Origin of the sequence: Streptomyces showdoensis (genome assembly GCF_039535475.1) — a bacterium.
GTDB lineage: Bacteria > Actinomycetota > Actinomycetes > Streptomycetales > Streptomycetaceae > Streptomyces > Streptomyces showdoensis.
The window spans coordinates 970,723-988,841 of the sequence record NZ_BAAAXG010000026.1 but is presented as its reverse complement, the minus strand read 5'-3'; the positions used below and the strand labels follow the sequence as shown (position 1 = coordinate 988,841).

The window sequence follows — 18,119 nt, the reverse complement described above, 5'->3', positions numbered from 1 at the left end:
GACGCCCGCGCGTCACGTCCACAGCTGGCCCTTCATCAACAGGTGACCGTGGAGGAGGGCCAGCTGCGGGTGGGACAGCTCGCCCTGGCGGACGGCCAGGTAGAAGGTGTTGATCGGCGGGACCTCGGGCTGGAGCAGCGGGACGACGTCGCCGGACGCCATCTCCTCGGCGCACAGGTACGTGGGCAGGATGGAGATGCCCGCCGAGGACCGGACCGCCGCGAGGGCGCCGCGCAGGTCGGGGACGACGACGGCGGGCGTGACCACGGGCACGGTGTCGAAGACCGTGCGCCAGTAGCGCCGGATGATCGGCAGGGACTCGGCGTAGCTGATGAGCGGGACGCCGTCGAGGACCGAGGGGCCCTCGGTGGCCAGCTGGTCGCACGGGATGCGGGCGGCCAGCTCGGCGGAGGCGAGGAGCACGAACTCCTCGTCCACCAGGGGCGTCGCGCTGATCCCGCGGGAGCGCGGCCGGATGGTGGACAGCACGAGGTCCAGTTCGCCGGCGCCCAGGTCGGTGAGGAGCTCCTCGGCGAGGCCGAAGCGGAAGCGGAACTGCATGCCCTCCGCGACGAGGTCGCTGACGGACGGGATGAGGCGGGTGGTCGTGAGTTCGACCGGGCCGCCGATGTAGAGGGGCCGGTGGGCCACCTCGTTGCCCAGGGAGCGCTGGACGGCCTGGCCCAGGGCGTCCACCGGGCCCTGCACCTCGCGGAGCAGGCCGTCGGCGGCCGGCGTGGGCTGCGTGCCGTGCGGCAGCCGCTCGAAGAGCGGGCGGCCCATCTCCTTCTCGAGGTTGCGGATCTGGTGGGTGACCGCGGGTTGTGAGATGCCGAGCCGGTGTGCGGCCTTCGTGAACGAACCCAGTCGGTAGACCGTCACGAATGTGCGCAGCCAGTTGAGTTGTACGGACAAGGCATCCCCCGATGCTTCCCGAACTGACAGATCTGGTCACAGATCATCGTTTTCCGGGCCCCCGTGCAGCCTCGAAGGCCCGATTATGTCAGGACTGTCGTCTCACACCGGCTGACGGTTCCCGGGGTGAGACGCGCCGGACAGCCCGACGGACCCGTTCTCGCGCGCCGCGGCGGGGGTGGATACGGCACGGAGAGCGGGTCCGTCGGACGGGTGCGACGCGCCGGGCGGCGAGCGGCGGCCCGGGGCGTCGCGCGGGTCAGGCGCCCAGCTCGGCGACGGCGAGCTCGGCGACCTTGGCGGCCGAGGCCGGGTTCTGGCCGGTCACGAGGCGGGAGTCGGCGACCGCGTGCTCGGCGAAGTTCGGGGCCTTGGTGAACTTGGCCCCGCGCTCCTCCAGCTTGGTCTGGAGCAGGAAGGGCACCACGCCGGTGAGGCCGACCGCCGCCTCCTCCTCGTCGGTGAAGGAGGAGACCTGCTTGCCGTCGACGAGGTACGAGCCGTCGGAGAGCTTGAGGTTCACCAGGCCGGCCGGGCCGTGGCAGACGGCCGCGACGACGCCGCCGCGCTCGTAGACGCCGGCGGCGAGCTCGGCGAGCTCCACGGAGTCCGGGAAGTCCCACATGGTGCCGTGGCCGCCGGCGAAGTAGACGACGTCGAAGTCCTCGGCGCTGAGCTCGGCCGGCTTGGGCGTGGCGGCCAGGGCCGCGGCGTTGTCCTCGTCGCCGAGGAAGGCGGAGACCACGGCGTCGTCGGGGTTGACGCCGTCCTGCGGGGCGGCGCCGCCCTGGACGGAGACGTAGGCGATCTCGTAGCCCGCCGCGCGGAACACCTCGGCGGGGTGGGCGACCTCGGGGACGTAGAAGCCGGTGGTGCGGCCCGTGTCACCGAGCCGGTCGTGGCTGGTCAGGGCGAAGAGGACCTTCTTGGCCATGGTGGCTCTCCAGAATGCGAGGAAAACGCCGGCCGGGGGTGCCCCGGACCGCTGCTGATATCCAGGAATCTACGGACGGATAGCCACGCCTTTCAAATAATCAACCGCATGACCCCTATGAATTAATTTATGGGGGGCGATAAGCGGGTGCATGCTTTAATGGTCAAGAAACCCGCGGTAATGGGAAAGTGAGGCAACGATGCCTGCGCCGGTGCCCGTGAGAGAGCGAGGGCTCATCGTCCTCACCAGCGTCGAGCGGCTGCCGGGCGGCCGCTCGGCCGGCTTCTGGCTGCCGGAGGCCGCCTATCCATGGCTGGCGCTCGTCACCGCGGGCTGGGACTACGCCTTCGCGAGCACGCGCGCGGGCACGCCCCCGATGGGCGGCGTGGACCGCTCCGACCCGCCGCAGCGCATGTTCCTGGAGGACGGTCTCGTACGGGAGCGGCTCGCGTCGACGGTGACGCCCGGGCTGCTCGATCCGGCCGACTTCGGCGTCGTCTTCGTCGCGGGCGGCCACGGCGCCATCCTCGATCTGCCCGAGGACGAGCAACTCGCGAGATTTCTGGGGAAGTTCACGGAGTCCGGCGGCGTCCTCGCGGCCGTCTGCCACGGGGTCGGAGCCCTCCTCGGCGTCGCCGCGCCCGACGGGCGCCCGCTCGTCGAAGGGCGCCGGGTGACCGCCTTCACGCAGGCGGAGGAACGGGCGGTGGGCCTCGACGGCGTGGTGCCGTACTTCCTCGACGAGGCCCTCGAACAGCGCGGCGCGCGCTATCTGGCGGGCGAGCCCTTCCGCAGCCACGTCGTCGTCGACGGGCGCCTGATCACCGGCCAGAACCCCGCCTCGGCCGTCGCCGTCGCGGCGCAGGCGATGGAGCTGGTCACCGGCCGGCCGCTCCCCGAGGGCTGGTCGAGAAGAGCCCCGGCCGTACACCCCCTCGCGCAGACACGTACGTAAAGAGCCATCCCCTATACCCGCCATAAATTTCCCGATGTGCCCGGACCGTTAATGTTCGGGACGTCAGGAAATGCATGACGAAGGAGTGGGAATGGCTATTTACGTGGTGGCGCGTTGGCTCGCCAGGACCGGCGAGGACGAGCGCGTCGCGGAACTGCTGCCGGAGATCTCCGCGGCCAGCCGGGCCGAGCCCGGCTGCCTGGAGTACCGCGCGGTGCGCGCGACGGAGAACCGCCGCGAGTTCGTGCTCTTCGAGGGGTACGCGGACGAGGCCGCGCTCGCGGCCCACCGGGAGTCCGAACACTTCCGGACCCTGGTGGTCGGCACGGCCGTGCCGCTCCTGGAGGAGCGGCAGGTCACGGTCTGTACCGGCGTCTGAGCCCGCCGGCCGGCGGGGGGTTCAGACGGCGGCCAGGAGCTCCGCCATCCGCCGGCCGAGGCCGTCGGCGGACTGCGGGTTCTGCCCGGTGACCAGCCGCCCGCTCACCACCACGTGCGGGTGCCGGTCCGGCGCGCAGCTGTAGGCGCCGCCGTCCTTCTCCAGGGCGTGCTGGAGGGAGAAGGGGACCACGGTGTCCAGGCCGCGGGCGGTCTCGCCCTCGTGGGAGAAGGAGGTCACCGCCTGCCCGTCGAGGAGCAGCCCGCCCCCGGCCAGCCGCACGCCCACCAGGGCCGCGGGACCGTGGCAGAGGGCCGCGACCACGCCGCCGCTCCCGTACACGGCCCGGATGATCCCGTGCAGCGGCGGGTGCTCGTGGAAGTCCCACATGGTGCCGTGGCCGCCCACGAAGTAGACGCCCCGGTACGCGGCGGGGTCCAGGTCCTCGGGACGCGGGGCGGCGTCGACGAGGGCGCCGCCCGCCGGGTCGGCGAGGAAGGCCGCGTGGGTGGGGTCCGAGGGGTCGTGGCCGATCATGGGCGGCCGGCCGCCGCGCACGGACGCGAACTCCACGGTGTGCCCGGCGTCGCGGAGGATCCGCCAGGGCTCGATCGTCTCGCCGAGGTGGAAGCCGGTCGGCTGACCGCTGTCACCGAGCTCGCCGTGGCTGGTGAGGACGAAGAGGACGCGGTGACCGGAGAGGTCCGCGGGGACAGAGGGGTCTGCGGGGACGGCGGAGTGCTCGGGGACGGCGGAGTGCTCGGGGACGGTGGAGTGCTCGGGGACGGTGGAGTGCTCGGGAGTGGGCATGTCGGCTCATCTCGATTCTTCTCTGAGGGTATGACGGGGCCGGGCGGGATGTACGGGGCTCAGGGCCTGCGCCAGCGGCGGCCCTCCCGGGCGAGCAGCTCGTCCGCCTCGGCCGGGCCCCAGCCGCCGGCCGGGTAGGGCGCGGGCGCCGCCGGGTCCGCCGCCCAGTGCCGCTCGACCGGGTCGAGGATCCGCCAGGACAGCTCGACCTCCTCGGCGCGCGGGAAGAGCAGCGGATCGCCGAGCAGGACGTCGAGGATCAGCCGTTCGTAGGCCTCGGGGCTCGACTCCTCGAAGCTGTCGCCGTACGCGAAGTCCATGGTCACGTCCCGGATCTCCATCGCGCTGCCCGGGACCTTGGAGCCGAGCCGCACGGACACGCCCTCGTCGGGCTGCACCCGGAAGACCACCGTGTTCGGGCCGAGCCGCCGGGTGGAGGCCGCCGCGAAGGGGGTGCTCGGCGCCTCCTGGAAGGCGACCGCGATCTCGGTGACCCGGCGGGCGAGCCGCTTCCCGGTCCGCAGGTAGAACGGCACCCCCGCCCAGCGCCTGCTGTCGATCTCCAGGCGGACCGCCGCGTAGGTGTCGGTGCGGGAGCGCGGGCCGACCCCCGGCTCCCGGAGGAAGCCCGCCGCCGGGCGCCCGCCGGCCCGGCCGTCCGTGTACTGGCCCCGGACCGCGCCGCGCGCCAGGTCCCGGGGCAGCCGTACGGACCGCAGCACCTTCGCCTTCTCGGCGGCGATCGCGCCCGCGGCGAAGGAGGCGGGCTCGTCCATCGCGGTCAGCGCCAGGAGCTGGAGGAGGTGGTTCTGCAGCACGTCACGGGCCGCGCCGACCCCCTCGTAGTACCCCGCCCGGTCGCCGATGCCGATGTCCTCGGCCATGGTGATCTGCACGTGGTCCACGTACGAGCGGTTCCAGACCGGCTCGAACAGGGCGTTGGCGAAGCGGAACGCCAGCAGGTTCTGGACGGTCTCCTTGCCCAGGTAGTGGTCGATGCGGAAGACCTGATCCGGTGCGAACGCCCGGTCCAGGACCGCCTCCAGCTCCCGCGCGGAGGCCAGGTCGTGCCCGAAGGGCTTCTCGACCACCGCCCGCCGCCAGCCGCCGCCGTGCGGCCCGGCCGGACCGTGCCCGGCCAGGCCGTGGCGGGTCAACCGCTCGACCACCAGCGGGAAGAAGCGGGGCGGCACGGAGAGGTAGAACGCCATGTTGCCGGCCGTGCCGGGCAGCGCGTCGAGCTCCTTGCGCAGCAGCTCGTACGCGGTGTCGTCACCGAACTCGCCCTCGACGAACCGCAGTCCGGCGGCGAACCGCGCCCACACCTCCTCCCGGAAGGGGGTACGGGCATGGGCGCGGACGGCCTCGCGGGCGATCCGCACGAACTCCGTGCCGCCCTCCCGGGCGAACCCGACCACCGGGAACCCCGGGGGCAGCAGGCCCCGCTGGGTCAGGTCGTACAGGGCGGGCAGCAGCTTGCGCCGGGAGAGGTCGCCGGTCATGCCGAAGAGGACGAGGGCGGACGGCCCCGCCGGTATGGACGCCACTGCTGTCACTCCTGTCTGTGGGGGTCCGGGTCAGCGGGCGAGCCGCACACCGAGGACGTTGGGGTCCTTCTGGGTGAAGTAGGCGGCGCTGGTGACGACCGCGCGGCCGTCCTCGACGGCGACCGCCGTCGGGTTGGAGAGCCCGTCCGCCTCGGACAGGACCCGCGTGACGCCCCGGCCCGGCGTGAGCCGCAGCACCACGTTCTCCTTGATGCCGGTCGCGAGCAGCTCGTCGCCGCGCCCGGTGAAGGCGAAGTCGTCCACCGCGCCCAGGCCGGACGCGACCGTCCGCGCCGTGCCCGCGGCGCCGTTCCAGCGGACCGGCACGCGCAGCAGGGTGCCGGCGTCGAGGTTCGACACCCACACCGCACCCCGGTGCAGCTTCAGGCCGTTGGCGCCGAGGAAGCCCTGCGTCGGGGCGAGCGAGGGGGAGCGGTACCAGGCGGTGGCGGGGCCGTCGCCGTCCAGCGGGGCCCGCCAGACGGTGGCGTCGACGGAGTCGGCGACGTAGATCCAGCCGTTGTCGGCGTCCACCGCGAGCCCGTTGAGCAGGCTGGTGGCGGGCAGCGCGGCGACCCGCACCGGGGCCTTGCCCCGGGTGACCCGCCAGATGCCGGTCTCCTCGGCGGTGCCGGTGCTCAGGGCCACGTACAGGCTCCGCCCGACGCGGTCGATGCCGGCGGCGAAGGTACGGCTGCCGAGGACGGGGGTCCGCCCGGCGGCCGGGGCCGGCAGCTGGGCGAGGACGTTCACCCGGCCGTCGCGGGAGACCTCCGCGACCTGGCCGGTGAGGGCGAAGGTCACGGCGGCCGAGCCGTCGGGGCGCAGGACCAGGTTCTCCGGCTGCTGCCCGCCGGCCAGATCGAGGTGGGTGACCGTCCGGGCCCGGTGGTGGGCGGAGGCGGGGACGGCGGTGGCCACGACGGTGGCGGCGAGGGCGGCGGCGGTGGCGAGGCCGAGGAGACGGCGGGGGGCGTGCACGGGAAGACCTCCGAGAGGATGAAGGGGAAACGGGATGAGGGACGGGAAGGCGAGGGGGTGAAGGGGCGGGCAGGGGGCGGCGGTTCACGCCCCCGCGCGGCCCCCGGCCAGGCGGCCGGTCGCCGCCACCGCGCCCGCGGCGGCCGTCAGTGCCACCGCCGCCACGGTGCCGACCTCGTGGTACGAGGCGGACGCGGCGAAGGTCTGGCCCAGCGAGGCGCCGAGGAAGAGGACGGCCGTGTTGACGGAGACGGCGGCGCCGCGGGCGTGCGGGGCGAGCTGGTGCAGCAGGCCCACCAGACCGGGCACCACGAGGCCGATCCCGGCGACGAAGACCACGCTTCCGGCGATCGGCAGCGCGGAGCCGGCCGTGGCCTGGGCGAGCAGCAGCCCGCCGAGCGCGGTCAGGAAGCCGGTGACGGCCAGGAAGCGGGGGCCCCGGGCGCCCGCGTACCGGCTCACCAGGGGCGCGACGACCAGGCCGAGCGCGCCGAGCGCCTGGACGCCGAGGAGCCCGGTGCTGGAGTAGCCGTGCTCGGCGGCGAGGTGGCGGCCGAGCACCGCGTACAGGGCGACGAAGCTGCCGAAGACGGTCGGCGCCGCGCAGAACACGGCGACCACGGCGGGGGTGCGCAGCAGCCGGCCCATCGAGCGGAGCGCCGTGCCGACGCCGGCGGACGCGTCCGTGGAGCCGACGCCGAGCAGGCGCCGGAAGAGCAGGGCGGCGGCCAGGTAGAGGACGGCGGCGGGCCAGAAGGCGGCGCGCCAGGCGTGCGCCCCGGCCACCGCCTGGCCCAGGGCCTGTCCGGCGGGCCCGGCGCCGAGCAGCCCGGTGGTGAGCAGGGACAGCGCGAGCGGGCGGCGGGTGGCGGGGGCGTGCTCCGCGACGTACGCGAGCGCGACGGGGGCGAAGGTGGCGGCGGCGAGCCCCTGGAGCGCGCGCAGGGCGAGGAACCAGCCGTACGAGGGGGAGAGCGGGACGAGCGCGGTGACCGCGGCGAGGGCGAGCGCGCCGGCGACCAGGACGGGGCGGCGCCCGTAGCGGTCGGAGAGCGGCCCGAAGAGCAGGAAGCCGAGGGCGTACGCGAGGGAGAAGGCGCTGCCGGTCCAGGCGGCCGATCCGGCGCTCGTGCCGTAGTGGGCGCCGACCGGGGCCGCGAGCGGGATGGCGAGGTAGAGCTGGGCGGGGATGGCGACGGCCATGACGGCGAGGAGCGCCAGCTGGGCGCCGAACCCGCGGGGGGCGGCGGGGGAGGGCGTGGGGGCGGTCAGCGGGTGGAGCGCGGTCATGGGTGTCGCCTCCCTGGAGGGTGCGGAGGGTGCGGAGGGTGAAGAGGGCGCGGAGGGTGCGGAGGTGCGGAGGGCGCCGGGGGCGCCGGGGGCGCCGACGGTGTGCGCGGTGTTTTCGGGCAGGCCGGTGCGCGGCCCGGTGCGCGGGTGGACGCGCCCCGGGCCGCGCGGGGGAGGGGGTGCCTCGGAGGACGGCCTCCGCAGAGGTTCCTCCGAGGGAGGTCTCCGAGCTCGCGCCTCCGCGGAGGCGCGAGCTCGGAGCCGGTCTCAGACCGTGGCAGCGGCCGTGTCCGCCGGGACCAGCGACGCCACCGCGTCCAGCTCCAGCGGGGTCAGCGCGAGGCGCTCGGCCTCGGCCCGGTGCTCGGGGGTCTGGTAGCCCCACTGGGCCCACCGGGAGCGGGCCCCGGTGGCGGCCACCCGGACCGCGTTGGTGAGGTTGTCGTCGATGAAGGTGATCCGCTCGGCGGGGACTCCCCAGCGGGCGCTCACGTCCAGGACGGCCTCGGCCTTGGCGCCGGTCTCGCCGAAGATCTCGGCGACGGTGTCACCGAGCCCGTGCCGGCCGAGGATGGCCCGTACGGAGTCGGCGTCCTTCGCGGTGACGACGACCACCGAGCCGCTGAAGCGGCGCAGGAGTGCGTCGAGACCGGGGTAGAGCGTGTGCAGGTCGAGCCAGAAGTCGGACTCCTGGGTACGGAACCAGTCGCGGGCGGCGGTGGCCGTCTGCGTGAACTTCCGTACGTATGCGGGGTCCAGGGCCTCGAAGAGCCGGTCGTAGTCGGCCTGCGAGGTGATGGCGGCGGCCTCCGGGAGGTGCGCGACCACGAAGTGGTCGAGCAGCCGGGAGTAGTCCCGGACCTTGCGGAAGCGCTCCAGGAACTCCGCGGGCACGGCCGCGAGCTGGGCCGGTCCGGGGACCGTGGTGTCGTGCGGGTGGATGCCCAGCCAGGTGACGAGCGCGCACTCCTCCAGGGCGTCGCAGATGACGCCGTCGAAGTCGAGCGCGAGCACCGCGGGGTGGTCGCCGTCCTGCGGTGCCATCAGGCGGCCTGCTTCTCGCCGGCCTGGGCGGCGAGCTTGTCGGCGGTCTCGAAGACCGAGCGCATGAAGGCGCCCATGTAGCCGTAGTACGAGCAGGTGATGATGTTGCCGTCGACGATGACGTCGCTGTCCACGACGTCCGCGCCGGCGTTGATGACGTCGTCGCGCAGGCCGATGTAGGCGCAGGCCTTGCGGCCCTTGAGGACGCCCGCCGAGACCATGATCCAGGGGCCGTGGCAGAGACCGGCGACGATCTTGCCGGCCTTGTCCATGCCGGCGACGAAGTCGAGGACGTTGCGGTCCTGGCGGACCCGGTCCGGGGCCTCGTGGCCGCCGGTGAGGATGACGACGTCGTACTGGTCGACCGTCAGCTCCTCGAAGGAGATGAGCGGGCGGGCGGTCTTGTCCATCGGCAGCGGGATGCCGTACTTGCCGTTCACGGCGTCGCCGTTCTTGGTGGCGACGTCGACGTGCCAGCCCTCTTCGAGCAGCCGGTAGTAGGTGAAGACGACGTCGTGGTCCTGGAAACCGGGGCCGGTGATGATGACGGCGCTACGGGACATGGTTCTGCCTCTTTCCTGTTCTGTGCGGGAATGTTTTTCGGCACGTAATTCGGTTGACGCGCCGATGTCGTGATGCCCGGTTTCTCAGTGGTTCCTGCTGATGCAGAGGTACTGCTTGTCCGTCTGCGGCCGCCGGTTGTCGTCGCGGTTTCCGGTGAGGATTTCGACGTCCCGCGCGATGACCCCGGAGATGTGGAGCGGAATGTGGAAGATGTCTTTGTCGCTGGGGCGGTAGAAGATGTCCATGCCCGTGCGCAGGTCGAAGCGGAACCGGCCGTCCGGGGTCTGCGCGCGCATCTTCGTGTTCGGGTACGCGGGCACCTTCCGCATGGGGTGCCGCGGCTCCTCCAGGGCGGTGGTCTCGTACGCGGTGCCCGCCCGGTTGTAGTCGTCGCGCAGCCGGATCAGGTCGAACTTGTTCCGCGGGACCTCGACCTCGATGAGTTCGAGGGGCTCGGTGCCGGTGTTGCGGGTGCCGTGGAAGGCGCCCGCGCCGATGCGCAGGATCGTGCCCGCCCGGACCGGGATGTCGGCCCGGCCGAGGCCGGTGGTCACGCCGACTCCGCCGAGGCAGATGAGGTAGGTGAGCTTGCGCGGGTGGACGTGCACCGAGGTGCCGGCGCCCGGCTCGATGTGCAGCGCCCACAGGTCGAAGAAGTCGTCGACGAAGGCGCGGTACTCGTAACCCCACGGCTTCGGAATGACGTCGTTCAGGTGCGCGTCCTCGTCGAACTGCTCGTTGAACGCGCGGGCTCCGTCCTGGAGCAGCCGGTGGAGCTTCGCGATGTCCGCCCGGCCCGGGTCCACCCGGACGGGCTGATGGGAAGGTGCCTCGGTCCCGGGCCCGGTCGCTGTGGCGACCGGGGCCTCCTGAGTGACGGTCATTATTCCCCCGTTTTCTTCGTTTGGCGATTTCCTGCCGGTTCCCCCCGGCGGCATGTACAGCCAACCAGGTGCCCGGCTCGTCGCTCAAATAAGAAAACTTGGGTGGGGTATAACCGTGCCCCACCTGGAATTACCTGCTCCGCGCCGGGAAATCCGGCATTAAACATTCCGCAACGGCGGACGACTTTCGCGCCGTCAGCCCGCCGTGCGCGGAATGGCGCGTTCCCATGTGCGGTGGAACACGACCTCGCCGCCCTCCTTGCAGACCAGCTCGTTCGAGGTCAGGAAGGAGTCGGCGTCGCAGTGGATCTCGGAGCGGGTGTCGATCGTGACGTCCCAGGCCATGTCGGGCCGGTGCAGCCGGACCGACCAGTCGGAGCGGGTGCGGGCGGTCAGCGGGCCGGACTCGGCGATCGTGTACGTCTCCAGGGCGTCCTCGGTGAACTCCAGGCCGTCGGGGTAGACGCGGGTGCCGCCGTAGCGCGGGTCGACCTCCAGGCGCCACTCGCCCTTGGCGACGTCCCGGACCAGGAGCCGCTCGGGGCGGGGCTCCTCCAGGGTGGCCGGGTGGCTGACGCCCAGCGGCTCGGACTGCTCGGGCTCCTCGAAGGCGACGGCGTCCTGGGTGCGGGCGCGCACCGGCAGGGTGAGGGAGGAGCCGGCCGGGTCGAGGGTGAAGCCGGCGGCGTCCGGCTGCGGCCAGATCCAGGGCCAGTACGTGGAGGAGACGGCGAGCCGGACCCGGTGGCCGGGCGGGAAGGTGTGGCCGATCGCGTTGAGCTCGAAGCCGACGCCCTCCCATTCGCCGATCTGCGCCTCCACCGCCCGGTCGCGGCCGTAGCGGGCGGAGAGGTTCAGCACGCCCCGGGTGACCAGGGTGGAGGAGCCGTCCGGGGCGACGTCGCAGAGCCGGGCGATGACCTGGCCGGTGGGCGCGGGCGTCATCAGGTGGAGGTCGACGGCGGGCCGGCCCAGGATCTCGATGGGCTCGCCGTCGGCCGGCACCGGGAAGTCGAAGCAGGCCGAGTGGGCGTCCTCCTCGCGCTGGTCCGGCGGTAGGTCGGCGTCGTTGCCGAAGGGGAAGAAGCGGCCCGCGTCCAGGCCCGTCTGCTGGGGCGAGACGACCTCCACCGGCTCGCCCGCGAAGCCGTACCGGACCGGCGTGACGTACGGGGAGGGCCAGGAGGGGTCGGCGACCCAGCGGCCGGGCAGCTCCTCGTACACCGTGGCCGGCGGGTGGGAGCCGCTGATCCAGGAGCGCAGCAGCGGCTCGGCCATCACGTCGTTGTCGACGCCCTTGAGGTGGTGGTCCCACCAGCGCAGGGTCTCCTGGAGGAAGCCGATCGCCGGGCCGGGCGGCAGCCCGCGGTCCGGGTACTGGTGCGACCAGGGGCCGACGATGCCCCGGACCCGGTCCTGGGGGAGGTGCTCGACGAGCCGGAGCACGGTGTCGCGGTACGGGTCGTGCCAGCCGCCGACGGCCAGCACGGCGGCCCTGACCGCCGAGTAGTCCTCGCAGACGCTGCCGTGCCGCCAGTAGGCGTCGCGGGTCTGGTGGGCGAGCCAGGTGTGGACGAGCGGCTCGACCGCGTCCAGCCGCTTCAGCCACAGCTCGCGCCACTCCTCGCCGGCGTACCGCGGGTCCGGCGGCCGGGCGACGAAGGCGAGCATGGTCGCCGCCCAGGCGTGCATGTCGACGGCGAGGACGGAGCCGCCCATGTAGTGCACGTCGTTGTCGTAGCGGTCGTCGGTCGAGCAGACGGTGACGACCGCCTTCAGCGGCTCGGGGGCGAGCGCGGCGATCTGCAGGGAGTTGAAGCCGCCCCAGGAGATGCCGAACATGCCGACCTTGCCGGTGCACCAGGGCTGCGCGGCGAGCCAGTTCACGACGGCCACGCCGTCGGCGAGCTCCAGGGCGTCGTACTCGTCGCCGGGCAGGCCCTCGCTGTTGCCGTGGCCGCGCACGTCGACCCGTACGGAGGCGTAGCCGTGGCCCGCGTACCAGGGGTGGCGCTGCCAGTCGCGGGGCGCGGTCCAGTCGGTGAGGCGGTACGGCAGGTACTCCAGGAGGGCCGGTACGCGCTCGTCGGTGAGCGGGCGCCACACCCGGGCGTACAGCCGCGTCCCGTCCGGCATGGGGATGCGGACGTCCTCGTGGCGGGTCTCGTACGGGAAGTCGGTGCGGATCTTGGGCGTCTCGCTCATCGGGGTCACCTCGGGCTGCCTCAGTGGACGGGGTGCATGGTGCGGCGCAGCCACGGCGCCAGGGCGATCACGGCGAGGCCGACGGCGACCGCGATGGCGCCGTTCACGCCGAAGTAGGCGGGCTTGGAGACGTCGTCGTAGAGCTTCACGGTCTGGGCCTGGATGCCGTTGGCGAGCGCGAGGGAGAGGAACCAGAGCGACATCGTCTGGCTCCCGAAGGCCTTCGGCGCGAGCTTGCTGGTGGCGGACATCCCGGAGGTCTCCAGGAGCACGTCGCCGAGGCCCAGCAGCAGGTACGAGCCGACGATCCACCAGGCGGCCATCTGGTAGGTGTCGTCGGCGTGCCCGGAGGTCGGCAGGACCATCAGGAGGAAGGACAGGCCGCCGAGGATCACCCCGAAGGCGATCTTGTTGGAGGCGTGCGGCTGGCGGGGGCCCATCCGCGCCCAGACGGCGGCCACCACGGGTGCCAGGAGCACCTCGAAGGCGCCGAGGGCGGAGGCGTACCAGCTGGCCGGGAAGTCGAAGCCGAGGATGGTCGTGCGGGCGTTGGTGGAGGCCAGCAGCATCATCGTCGAGTACGCCTGGAAGAGGATGAAGTTGAACGCCACCGAGGCCAGGAAGAGTACGACGTACGGCTTGAGCCGCCCCCGCTCCTCGGCGGTCACCCGGGGGCTCGCGAACATGACCCAGAAGTAGACGACCGGGGCGATCACCGAGATCAGGGTGAGCAGGTCGACGAAGCGGTCCATGGTGAGCCGGCCGGCGAGCGCCAGGCCGGTCGCGGCGAGGGCGGTGACCAGCGCGCCGACCACCATGATCCGGATCGCCCGGCGCAGGGCCTCCGGGGCGAGCGCGTACTCGGCGGAGTGCTTGCGCCCGGCCAGGTGACGGCGGCCCGCCACGTACTGGATCAGGCCGAAGGTCATGCCGATCGCGGCGGCGGAGAAGCCCCAGTGCCAGCCCTTGTGGTCGCCGAGCCAGCCGGTGATCAGCGGGCCGGCGAAGGCGCCGATGTTGATCGCCATGTAGTAGAGGGCGAAACCGGCGTCGCGGCGGTCGTCGTCGGTGCGGTAGAGCTTGCCGACCATGGTGGCCACGTTCGGCTTGAGCAGCCCGGTGCCGGCGCTGATGAGCCCGAGCCCGACCCAGGTCATGGCCGGGGTCGGCACGGCCATCGCGTAGTGCCCGCAGGCGATCAGGACGCCGCCGTAGAGCACCGCCCGGTACGAGCCGAGGATCCGGTCGGCGAGCCAGCCGCCGGCCACCGAGACCAGGTAGACGAGGGTGCCGTACGCGGCGGAGACGGAGGCCGCCGTGCCCGGGTCCATGCCCATGCCGCCGTGCGCGACGGTGTCGGCGAAGTAGAGGACGAGGATCGCCTGCATCCCGAGGAACGAGAAGCGCTCCCAGACCTCCAGGCCCGAGAGGGTGAGCAACCCCCTCGGCTGCCCGAAGAACGCGTGGTCGTCCTCGGGCGGCGGCTGCTCGCCGTTCGTGTCGGTGTCGATCGCTGTTCGGGACAAAACGCCTACTCCTGGTCGTATGAGCTGATCACGAACATACCGGGGGTGACGGGAAGGCGCCCACGGTGATCGAAACGTGACCGGATACGCTGGCTTGAGTGAATCGACCGACACATCGACAATCCGAGTGATCGGGACAGCGTCAGCAGGCGTCAGCAGACAGGAGACCCCCTCGTGACCGTCGTCGGGCCGTTCGGTCTTAGCGTGCGGGACCAGGCTCTCGAAGCCGATGTCCAGACCGGATTGGCGGCGGTGGAGGCCGGCCTCCTCGACGCCACCAAGAGCGACGTGCCGTTCATCACGGAGGCCGCCCAGCACCTGGTGCTGGCCGGCGGCAAGCGGTTCCGGCCGCTGCTCGTGATGCTCGCCGCCCAGTTCGGCGACCCCTACGCGCCGGGTGTCGTGCCCTCGGCCGTCGTGGTCGAGCTCACCCACCTCGCCACGCTGTACCACGACGACGTCATGGACGAGGCGGACGTGCGCCGCGGTGTCGACAGCGCGAACACCCGCTGGGGCAACTCCATCGCCGTCCTCACGGGTGACTTCCTCTTCGCCCGCGCCTCGCACACGCTCGCGGACCTCGGACCCGAGGCCGTACGCATCCAGTCCGAGGCGTTCGAACGGCTGGTCACCGGCCAGATCCTGGAGACCGCGGGCCCGCAGGACGGCCGCGACCCGATCGACCACTACCTCGACGTGCTCTCCGGCAAGACCGGCTCGCTCGTCGCCGTCTCCTGCCGCTTCGGCGCCATGATGTCCGGCGCCGACGAGAGCGTCGTCGACATCCTCACCCAGTACGGGGAGCGGCTCGGCGTCGCCTTCCAGCTCGCCGACGACGTCCTCGACATCGCGTCCGACTCCCACGAGTCCGGCAAGACCCCCGGCACCGACCTGCGCGAGGGCATCCCGACCCTCCCCGTCCTCCGCCTCCGCGCCGCCGCGGCCGCCGAGGGCCGCCCCGAGGACCTGGAGCTGGTCGCCCTCGTCGACGGCGACCTCACCGACGACGCCCGCCACGCCGAGGCCCTCCGCCGCCTCCGCGTCCACCCCGCCCTGGAACAGGCCCGCCGCGACACCGTCCGCTACGCGGAGGAGGCCCGCGCGATGCTGGCCCCGCTGCCGGAGTGCTACGCGAAGTCGGCGCTGGAGGAGATGTGCGACGCGGTGGTGCACCGGGCGGGGTGACCGCGCGGGCCATGCCGTACCCCTCCGAGGGCTAGGGGTTCTCGGGGTGGGGTCATCCTGGAGAGGTACTCCGGGTTGATCCCGAGGGCTGACGATTTTGGGGCGTCGGCTTGGTGAGATGGATCCATCGACCAAGGTGCCCCACGGAGGTAGCGCAGACCATGGCAACGAACGAAAACCGTCAGCGCAAGGCGAGCCGTTACGTCGTCCCGGTCGCCGTGGCGGGGGTGGCGGCGGCCACGATCGGCCTCGTTCCCGCGCTCGCGGCGTCCGGTGACCCGGACCTGCCCGAGATCACCGCGCAGCAGCTGATCGAGAAGATCGCGGCTTCGGACACGCAGGCCCTGTCCGGCACGTTCAAGATCAGCACCGACCTGGGCCTGCCGTCCGTCGCGGGTCTGCTCTCCTCCGGCTCCGGCTCCGGCTCCGGTTCCGCCGATCCCGCGGACCGGCTCACCCAGCTGGTGTCCGGCTCGCACACCCTGCGGCTCGCCGCGGACGGCCCCGACCGGCAGAAGCTGACCGTGCTCGACGGCTCCGACGAGTACAGCCTGATCCACAACGGGAACGACGTCTGGGCGTACGACAGCAAGTCGAACGAGGTCTTCCACGAGAAGAGCGAGGGCGCGGGCGGCAAGCCGGAGGACGCGAAGCTGCCCGGCACCCCCAAGGAGCTCGCCGACGAGGTCCTGAAGGCGGCCGGCGACACCACCTCCATCACCGTCGGCGGCACCGCGAAGGTGGCCGGCCGGGACGCGTACCAGCTGGTGATCAAGCCGAAGCAGTCCGGCTCCACCGTCGAGTCGGTCAAGATCGCGGTGGACGCGGCGAACGGCACCCCGCTGAAGTTCACGCTCAACTCGGTCAGCGGCGGCAAGCCGGTCGTCGACGCGGGCTTCACCAAGGTCGACTTCGGCAAGCCGGAGGCCTCGGCCTTCGACTTCAAGGCCCCGAAGGGCGCCAAGGTGACCGAGGGTGCCGCCGAGAAGGCCGGCAAGGACGCCGAGGGCGAGTTCGGCAAGGGCGACTTCGACAAGGAGTTCGGCGGCCTGTTCGGCGGCCTGGTTCCGGAAGGCGCGGGCGGCCCCGACGGCAAGGGCGGCTTCAACGTCATCGGCGAGGGCTGGACCACCATCGCCACGCTCGACTCCGGCGCCCCCGCGCCCAAGACGGACGAGGCGCCGAAGGAGGTCCGGGGCTTCCTGGACGCGCTCGGCGACAAGGTGAGCGGGAAGTTCGGCTCGGGCACGGTCTTCAAGACGAAGATCGTCAACGCCCTGATGACGGATGACGGCAAGGTCTACGTGGGCGCGGTCACCCCGCAGACCCTGGTGGACGCCGCCAACTCCGGCAAGTAGCCGGAGCGGTAGGACGGTTGGGACCCCGGGTGGGTCGGGGGCGATGGTCACCGACCCACCCGGGAGTTTTCGCGCGTCTTACGGGAACGTCAGCTTGAACGAGTTGATGTAGCCGGTGTCGACCGACGCCTTGTCCTGGACGCGGAGCTTCCAGACGCCGTTGGCGACCTCGGAGGAGGCGTTCACGGTGTAGGTCTGGTTGATGTTGTCGGCGCTGCCGCCCGTGCGGTTGTGCAGGTTGTAGACCGAGCCGTCGGGGGCGATGAGGTCCACGACGAGGTCGCCGATGTAGGTGTGGACGATGTTCACACCGACCGCGAGGTTGGTGGGCGCGTTGCCGGTGACGCCGGAGACGGTCACCGAGGAGGTCACCGCGGCACCGTTGTCCGGCACGGACACGTCGGCGGTGTTCTCGAAGACGGTCCCGGTCGGCGGGGTCGTCGAACCGCTCGACAGGTTCCACACGGCGTACGCGATGGCGTCCGCGTTGCGGTCCAGGGCGGTGTCGTTGATGTTCGCCGTCGTGTCGCACGAGGAGTGGTAGCAGCGGTCGAACGCCTGGCCCGAGGTGCCGCCCCACTTCTGCGCCTGGGCGGCCGTCTTGGTGTAGTCGGCGCCGGAGAACAGGCCGCCGACCGGGATGCCGACGTTCTTGAACGGCGCGTGGTCGGAACGCCCGTCGCCCTCGGTCTCGATCTCCGTCGGGACGCCGAGCCCGGCGAAGTAGGTCTTGAAGGTCTGCTCGATCGTCGGGTCGTCGTCGTAGACGAAGTAGCCCGGGTTCGGCGAGCCGATCATGTCGAAGTTCAGGTAGCCCGAGATCTTCGAACGCTCGGCGGCCGGCAGGTTGTTGACGTAGTACTTCGAGCCGACGAGCCCGAGCTCCTCCGCGCCCCACCAGCCGAAGCGCAGGTGCTTGGTGGGCTGGAACTGGGCCCGGGAGACGGCGAGCGCGGTCTCCAGGATGGCCGCGGAACCGGAGCCGTTGTCGTTGATGCCGGGCCCGGCGGTCACCGAGTCGAGGTGCGAGCCGGACATGACGACCTGGTTCGGGTCGCCGCCCGGCCAGTCGGCTATCAGGTTGTAGCCGGTGGCGCCGTTGTAGGTGAAGGTCTGGAGCGTCGTGGTGTAGCCGGCGGCGTCCAGCTTGCCCTTCACGAAGTCGATCGAGGCCTTGTAGCCGGTACGGCCGTGGGCGCGGTTGCCGCCGTTGGCGGTGGCGATCGACTGGAGGTCGGTGAGGTGCTGCTTGACGTTGGCCACGGATATGTCGGGCGGGGTCACGGCCTGCTCCGAGGCGGACGCGACCGGCGCGGCACCGGCGAAGGCACCGAGCACGAGCGCCGAGGCTCCGACGGCGGCGGAAAGTCTCGCGGAGAGTTTCATGTGGGGGCTCCGGATTCCGAACTGGGGATGGGACGGAACGTACGAGCGCCTCGCACCGTGGGTGGTACGAGGCGTTGGAGCTGTGCGGTTGCGCTGTGTGTGACGAATGTTCAGCGAGAGTTTGACGTCACGTCAAGAGCAGAATCCGGTCAGGAG

16 protein-coding genes are annotated in these 18,119 nt (G+C 72.1%); 4 read left to right on the top strand and 12 right to left on the bottom strand.

Annotated elements, in window-relative coordinates:
- Nucleotides 1-12: 12 nt before the first annotated feature.
- Together ABD981_RS17165 and ABD981_RS17160 are read right to left on the bottom strand one after the other, a co-directional pair.
- A complete protein-coding gene (locus ABD981_RS17165) occupies nt 13-915 on the bottom strand; it encodes a LysR family transcriptional regulator (protein ID WP_046908848.1) in 903 nt (300 codons plus the stop codon).
- Between the two features lie 259 nt (nt 916-1,174).
- Nucleotides 1,175-1,849 carry a type 1 glutamine amidotransferase domain-containing protein gene (locus tag ABD981_RS17160; protein ID WP_046908849.1) on the bottom strand — a complete coding sequence of 225 codons (675 nt, stop codon included), beginning with the start codon at nt 1,847-1,849 and terminating at the stop codon, nt 1,175-1,177.
- A 217-nt stretch (nt 1,850-2,066) separates the two neighbouring features.
- Here ABD981_RS17160 and ABD981_RS17155 point away from each other — a divergent pair, with 217 nt between their 5' ends.
- Complete coding sequence (locus ABD981_RS17155; protein WP_205628199.1) at nt 2,067-2,804, top strand: type 1 glutamine amidotransferase domain-containing protein; 738 nt, start codon at nt 2,067-2,069, stop codon at nt 2,802-2,804.
- A 91-nt stretch (nt 2,805-2,895) separates the two neighbouring features.
- A complete protein-coding gene (locus ABD981_RS17150) occupies nt 2,896-3,183 on the top strand; it encodes a putative quinol monooxygenase (RefSeq protein ID WP_046908850.1) in 288 nt (95 codons plus the stop codon).
- A gap of 21 nt (nt 3,184-3,204) precedes the next feature.
- Here the strand turns inward: ABD981_RS17150 and ABD981_RS17145 are convergent, their stop codons facing one another.
- The 9 genes from ABD981_RS17145 to ABD981_RS17105 form a co-directional block, all read right to left on the bottom strand.
- A complete protein-coding gene (locus ABD981_RS17145) occupies nt 3,205-3,993 on the bottom strand; it encodes a type 1 glutamine amidotransferase domain-containing protein (RefSeq protein WP_123954636.1) in 789 nt (262 codons plus the stop codon).
- 59 nt (nt 3,994-4,052) lie between these two features.
- Nucleotides 4,053-5,540 (bottom strand): glucose-6-phosphate dehydrogenase, encoded by a 1,488-nt coding sequence (gene zwf, locus ABD981_RS17140; protein ID WP_240495300.1) that lies wholly within the window; start codon nt 5,538-5,540, stop codon nt 4,053-4,055.
- Nucleotides 5,541-5,570: 30 nt separating this feature from the next.
- Nucleotides 5,571-6,521 (bottom strand): SMP-30/gluconolactonase/LRE family protein, encoded by a 951-nt coding sequence (locus ABD981_RS17135; protein ID WP_046908852.1) that lies wholly within the window; start codon nt 6,519-6,521, stop codon nt 5,571-5,573.
- Between the two features lie 84 nt (nt 6,522-6,605).
- Nucleotides 6,606-7,811, bottom strand: coding sequence for an MFS transporter (locus ABD981_RS17130; RefSeq protein WP_123954638.1), 1,206 nt, complete (start codon nt 7,809-7,811; stop codon nt 6,606-6,608).
- Nucleotides 7,812-8,078: 267 nt separating this feature from the next.
- A complete protein-coding gene (locus ABD981_RS17125) occupies nt 8,079-8,855 on the bottom strand; it encodes an HAD family hydrolase (RefSeq protein ID WP_046908853.1) in 777 nt (258 codons plus the stop codon).
- Nucleotides 8,855-9,418 (bottom strand): DJ-1/PfpI family protein, encoded by a 564-nt coding sequence (locus ABD981_RS17120; RefSeq protein WP_046908854.1) that lies wholly within the window; start codon nt 9,416-9,418, stop codon nt 8,855-8,857. Before ABD981_RS17120 ends, ABD981_RS17125 begins: the two co-directional genes overlap by 1 nt.
- An 84-nt stretch (nt 9,419-9,502) precedes the next feature.
- The gene (locus ABD981_RS17115; RefSeq protein WP_123954639.1) at nt 9,503-10,303 is read right to left on the bottom strand and encodes a cupin domain-containing protein; all 801 of its coding nucleotides are present in this window, start codon (nt 10,301-10,303) and stop codon (nt 9,503-9,505) included.
- A gap of 195 nt (nt 10,304-10,498) precedes the next feature.
- Nucleotides 10,499-12,508 (bottom strand): CocE/NonD family hydrolase, encoded by a 2,010-nt coding sequence (locus tag ABD981_RS17110; protein ID WP_046908855.1) that lies wholly within the window; start codon nt 12,506-12,508, stop codon nt 10,499-10,501.
- Nucleotides 12,509-12,528: 20 nt separating this feature from the next.
- On the bottom strand, nt 12,529-14,034 hold the full coding sequence (locus ABD981_RS17105; RefSeq protein ID WP_205628200.1) for a peptide MFS transporter: 1,506 nt from the start codon (nt 14,032-14,034) through the stop codon (nt 12,529-12,531).
- A gap of 174 nt (nt 14,035-14,208) precedes the next feature.
- On the opposite strand from ABD981_RS17105, the gene ABD981_RS17100 reads away from it, so the two are divergent.
- Nucleotides 14,209-15,219, top strand: coding sequence for a polyprenyl synthetase family protein (locus tag ABD981_RS17100; RefSeq protein WP_046908856.1), 1,011 nt, complete (start codon nt 14,209-14,211; stop codon nt 15,217-15,219).
- A 161-nt stretch (nt 15,220-15,380) separates the two neighbouring features.
- Complete coding sequence (locus ABD981_RS17095) at nt 15,381-16,577, top strand: LolA family protein (protein ID WP_046908857.1); 1,197 nt, start codon at nt 15,381-15,383, stop codon at nt 16,575-16,577.
- A 78-nt stretch (nt 16,578-16,655) separates the two neighbouring features.
- Here ABD981_RS17095 and ABD981_RS17090 read toward each other — a convergent pair whose 3' ends face one another.
- Nucleotides 16,656-17,963 carry a M28 family metallopeptidase gene (locus ABD981_RS17090; protein WP_046908858.1) on the bottom strand — a complete coding sequence of 436 codons (1,308 nt, stop codon included), beginning with the start codon at nt 17,961-17,963 and terminating at the stop codon, nt 16,656-16,658.
- Nucleotides 17,964-18,119 lie beyond the last annotated feature (156 nt).

Bases quoted from the DNA above. Each gene is read 5' to 3' on its own strand.
- ABD981_RS17160 (WP_046908849.1), bottom strand. From the start codon at position 1,849: ATGGCCAAGAAGGTCCTCTTCGCCCTGACCAGCCACGACCGGCTCGGT.
- ABD981_RS17150 (WP_046908850.1), top strand. From the start codon at position 2,896: ATGGCTATTTACGTGGTGGCGCGTTGGCTCGCCAGGACCGGCGAGGAC.
- ABD981_RS17145 (WP_123954636.1), bottom strand. From the start codon at position 3,993: ATGCCCACTCCCGAGCACTCCACCGTCCCCGAGCACTCCACCGTCCCC.
- ABD981_RS17130 (WP_123954638.1), bottom strand. From the start codon at position 7,811: ATGACCGCGCTCCACCCGCTGACCGCCCCCACGCCCTCCCCCGCCGCC.
- ABD981_RS17125 (WP_046908853.1), bottom strand. From the start codon at position 8,855: ATGGCACCGCAGGACGGCGACCACCCCGCGGTGCTCGCGCTCGACTTC.
- ABD981_RS17120 (WP_046908854.1), bottom strand. From the start codon at position 9,418: ATGTCCCGTAGCGCCGTCATCATCACCGGCCCCGGTTTCCAGGACCAC.
- ABD981_RS17115 (WP_123954639.1), bottom strand. From the start codon at position 10,303: ATGACCGTCACTCAGGAGGCCCCGGTCGCCACAGCGACCGGGCCCGGG.
- ABD981_RS17110 (WP_046908855.1), bottom strand. From the start codon at position 12,508: ATGAGCGAGACGCCCAAGATCCGCACCGACTTCCCGTACGAGACCCGC.
- ABD981_RS17095 (WP_046908857.1), top strand. From the start codon at position 15,381: ATGGCAACGAACGAAAACCGTCAGCGCAAGGCGAGCCGTTACGTCGTC.
- ABD981_RS17090 (WP_046908858.1), bottom strand. From the start codon at position 17,963: ATGAAACTCTCCGCGAGACTTTCCGCCGCCGTCGGAGCCTCGGCGCTC.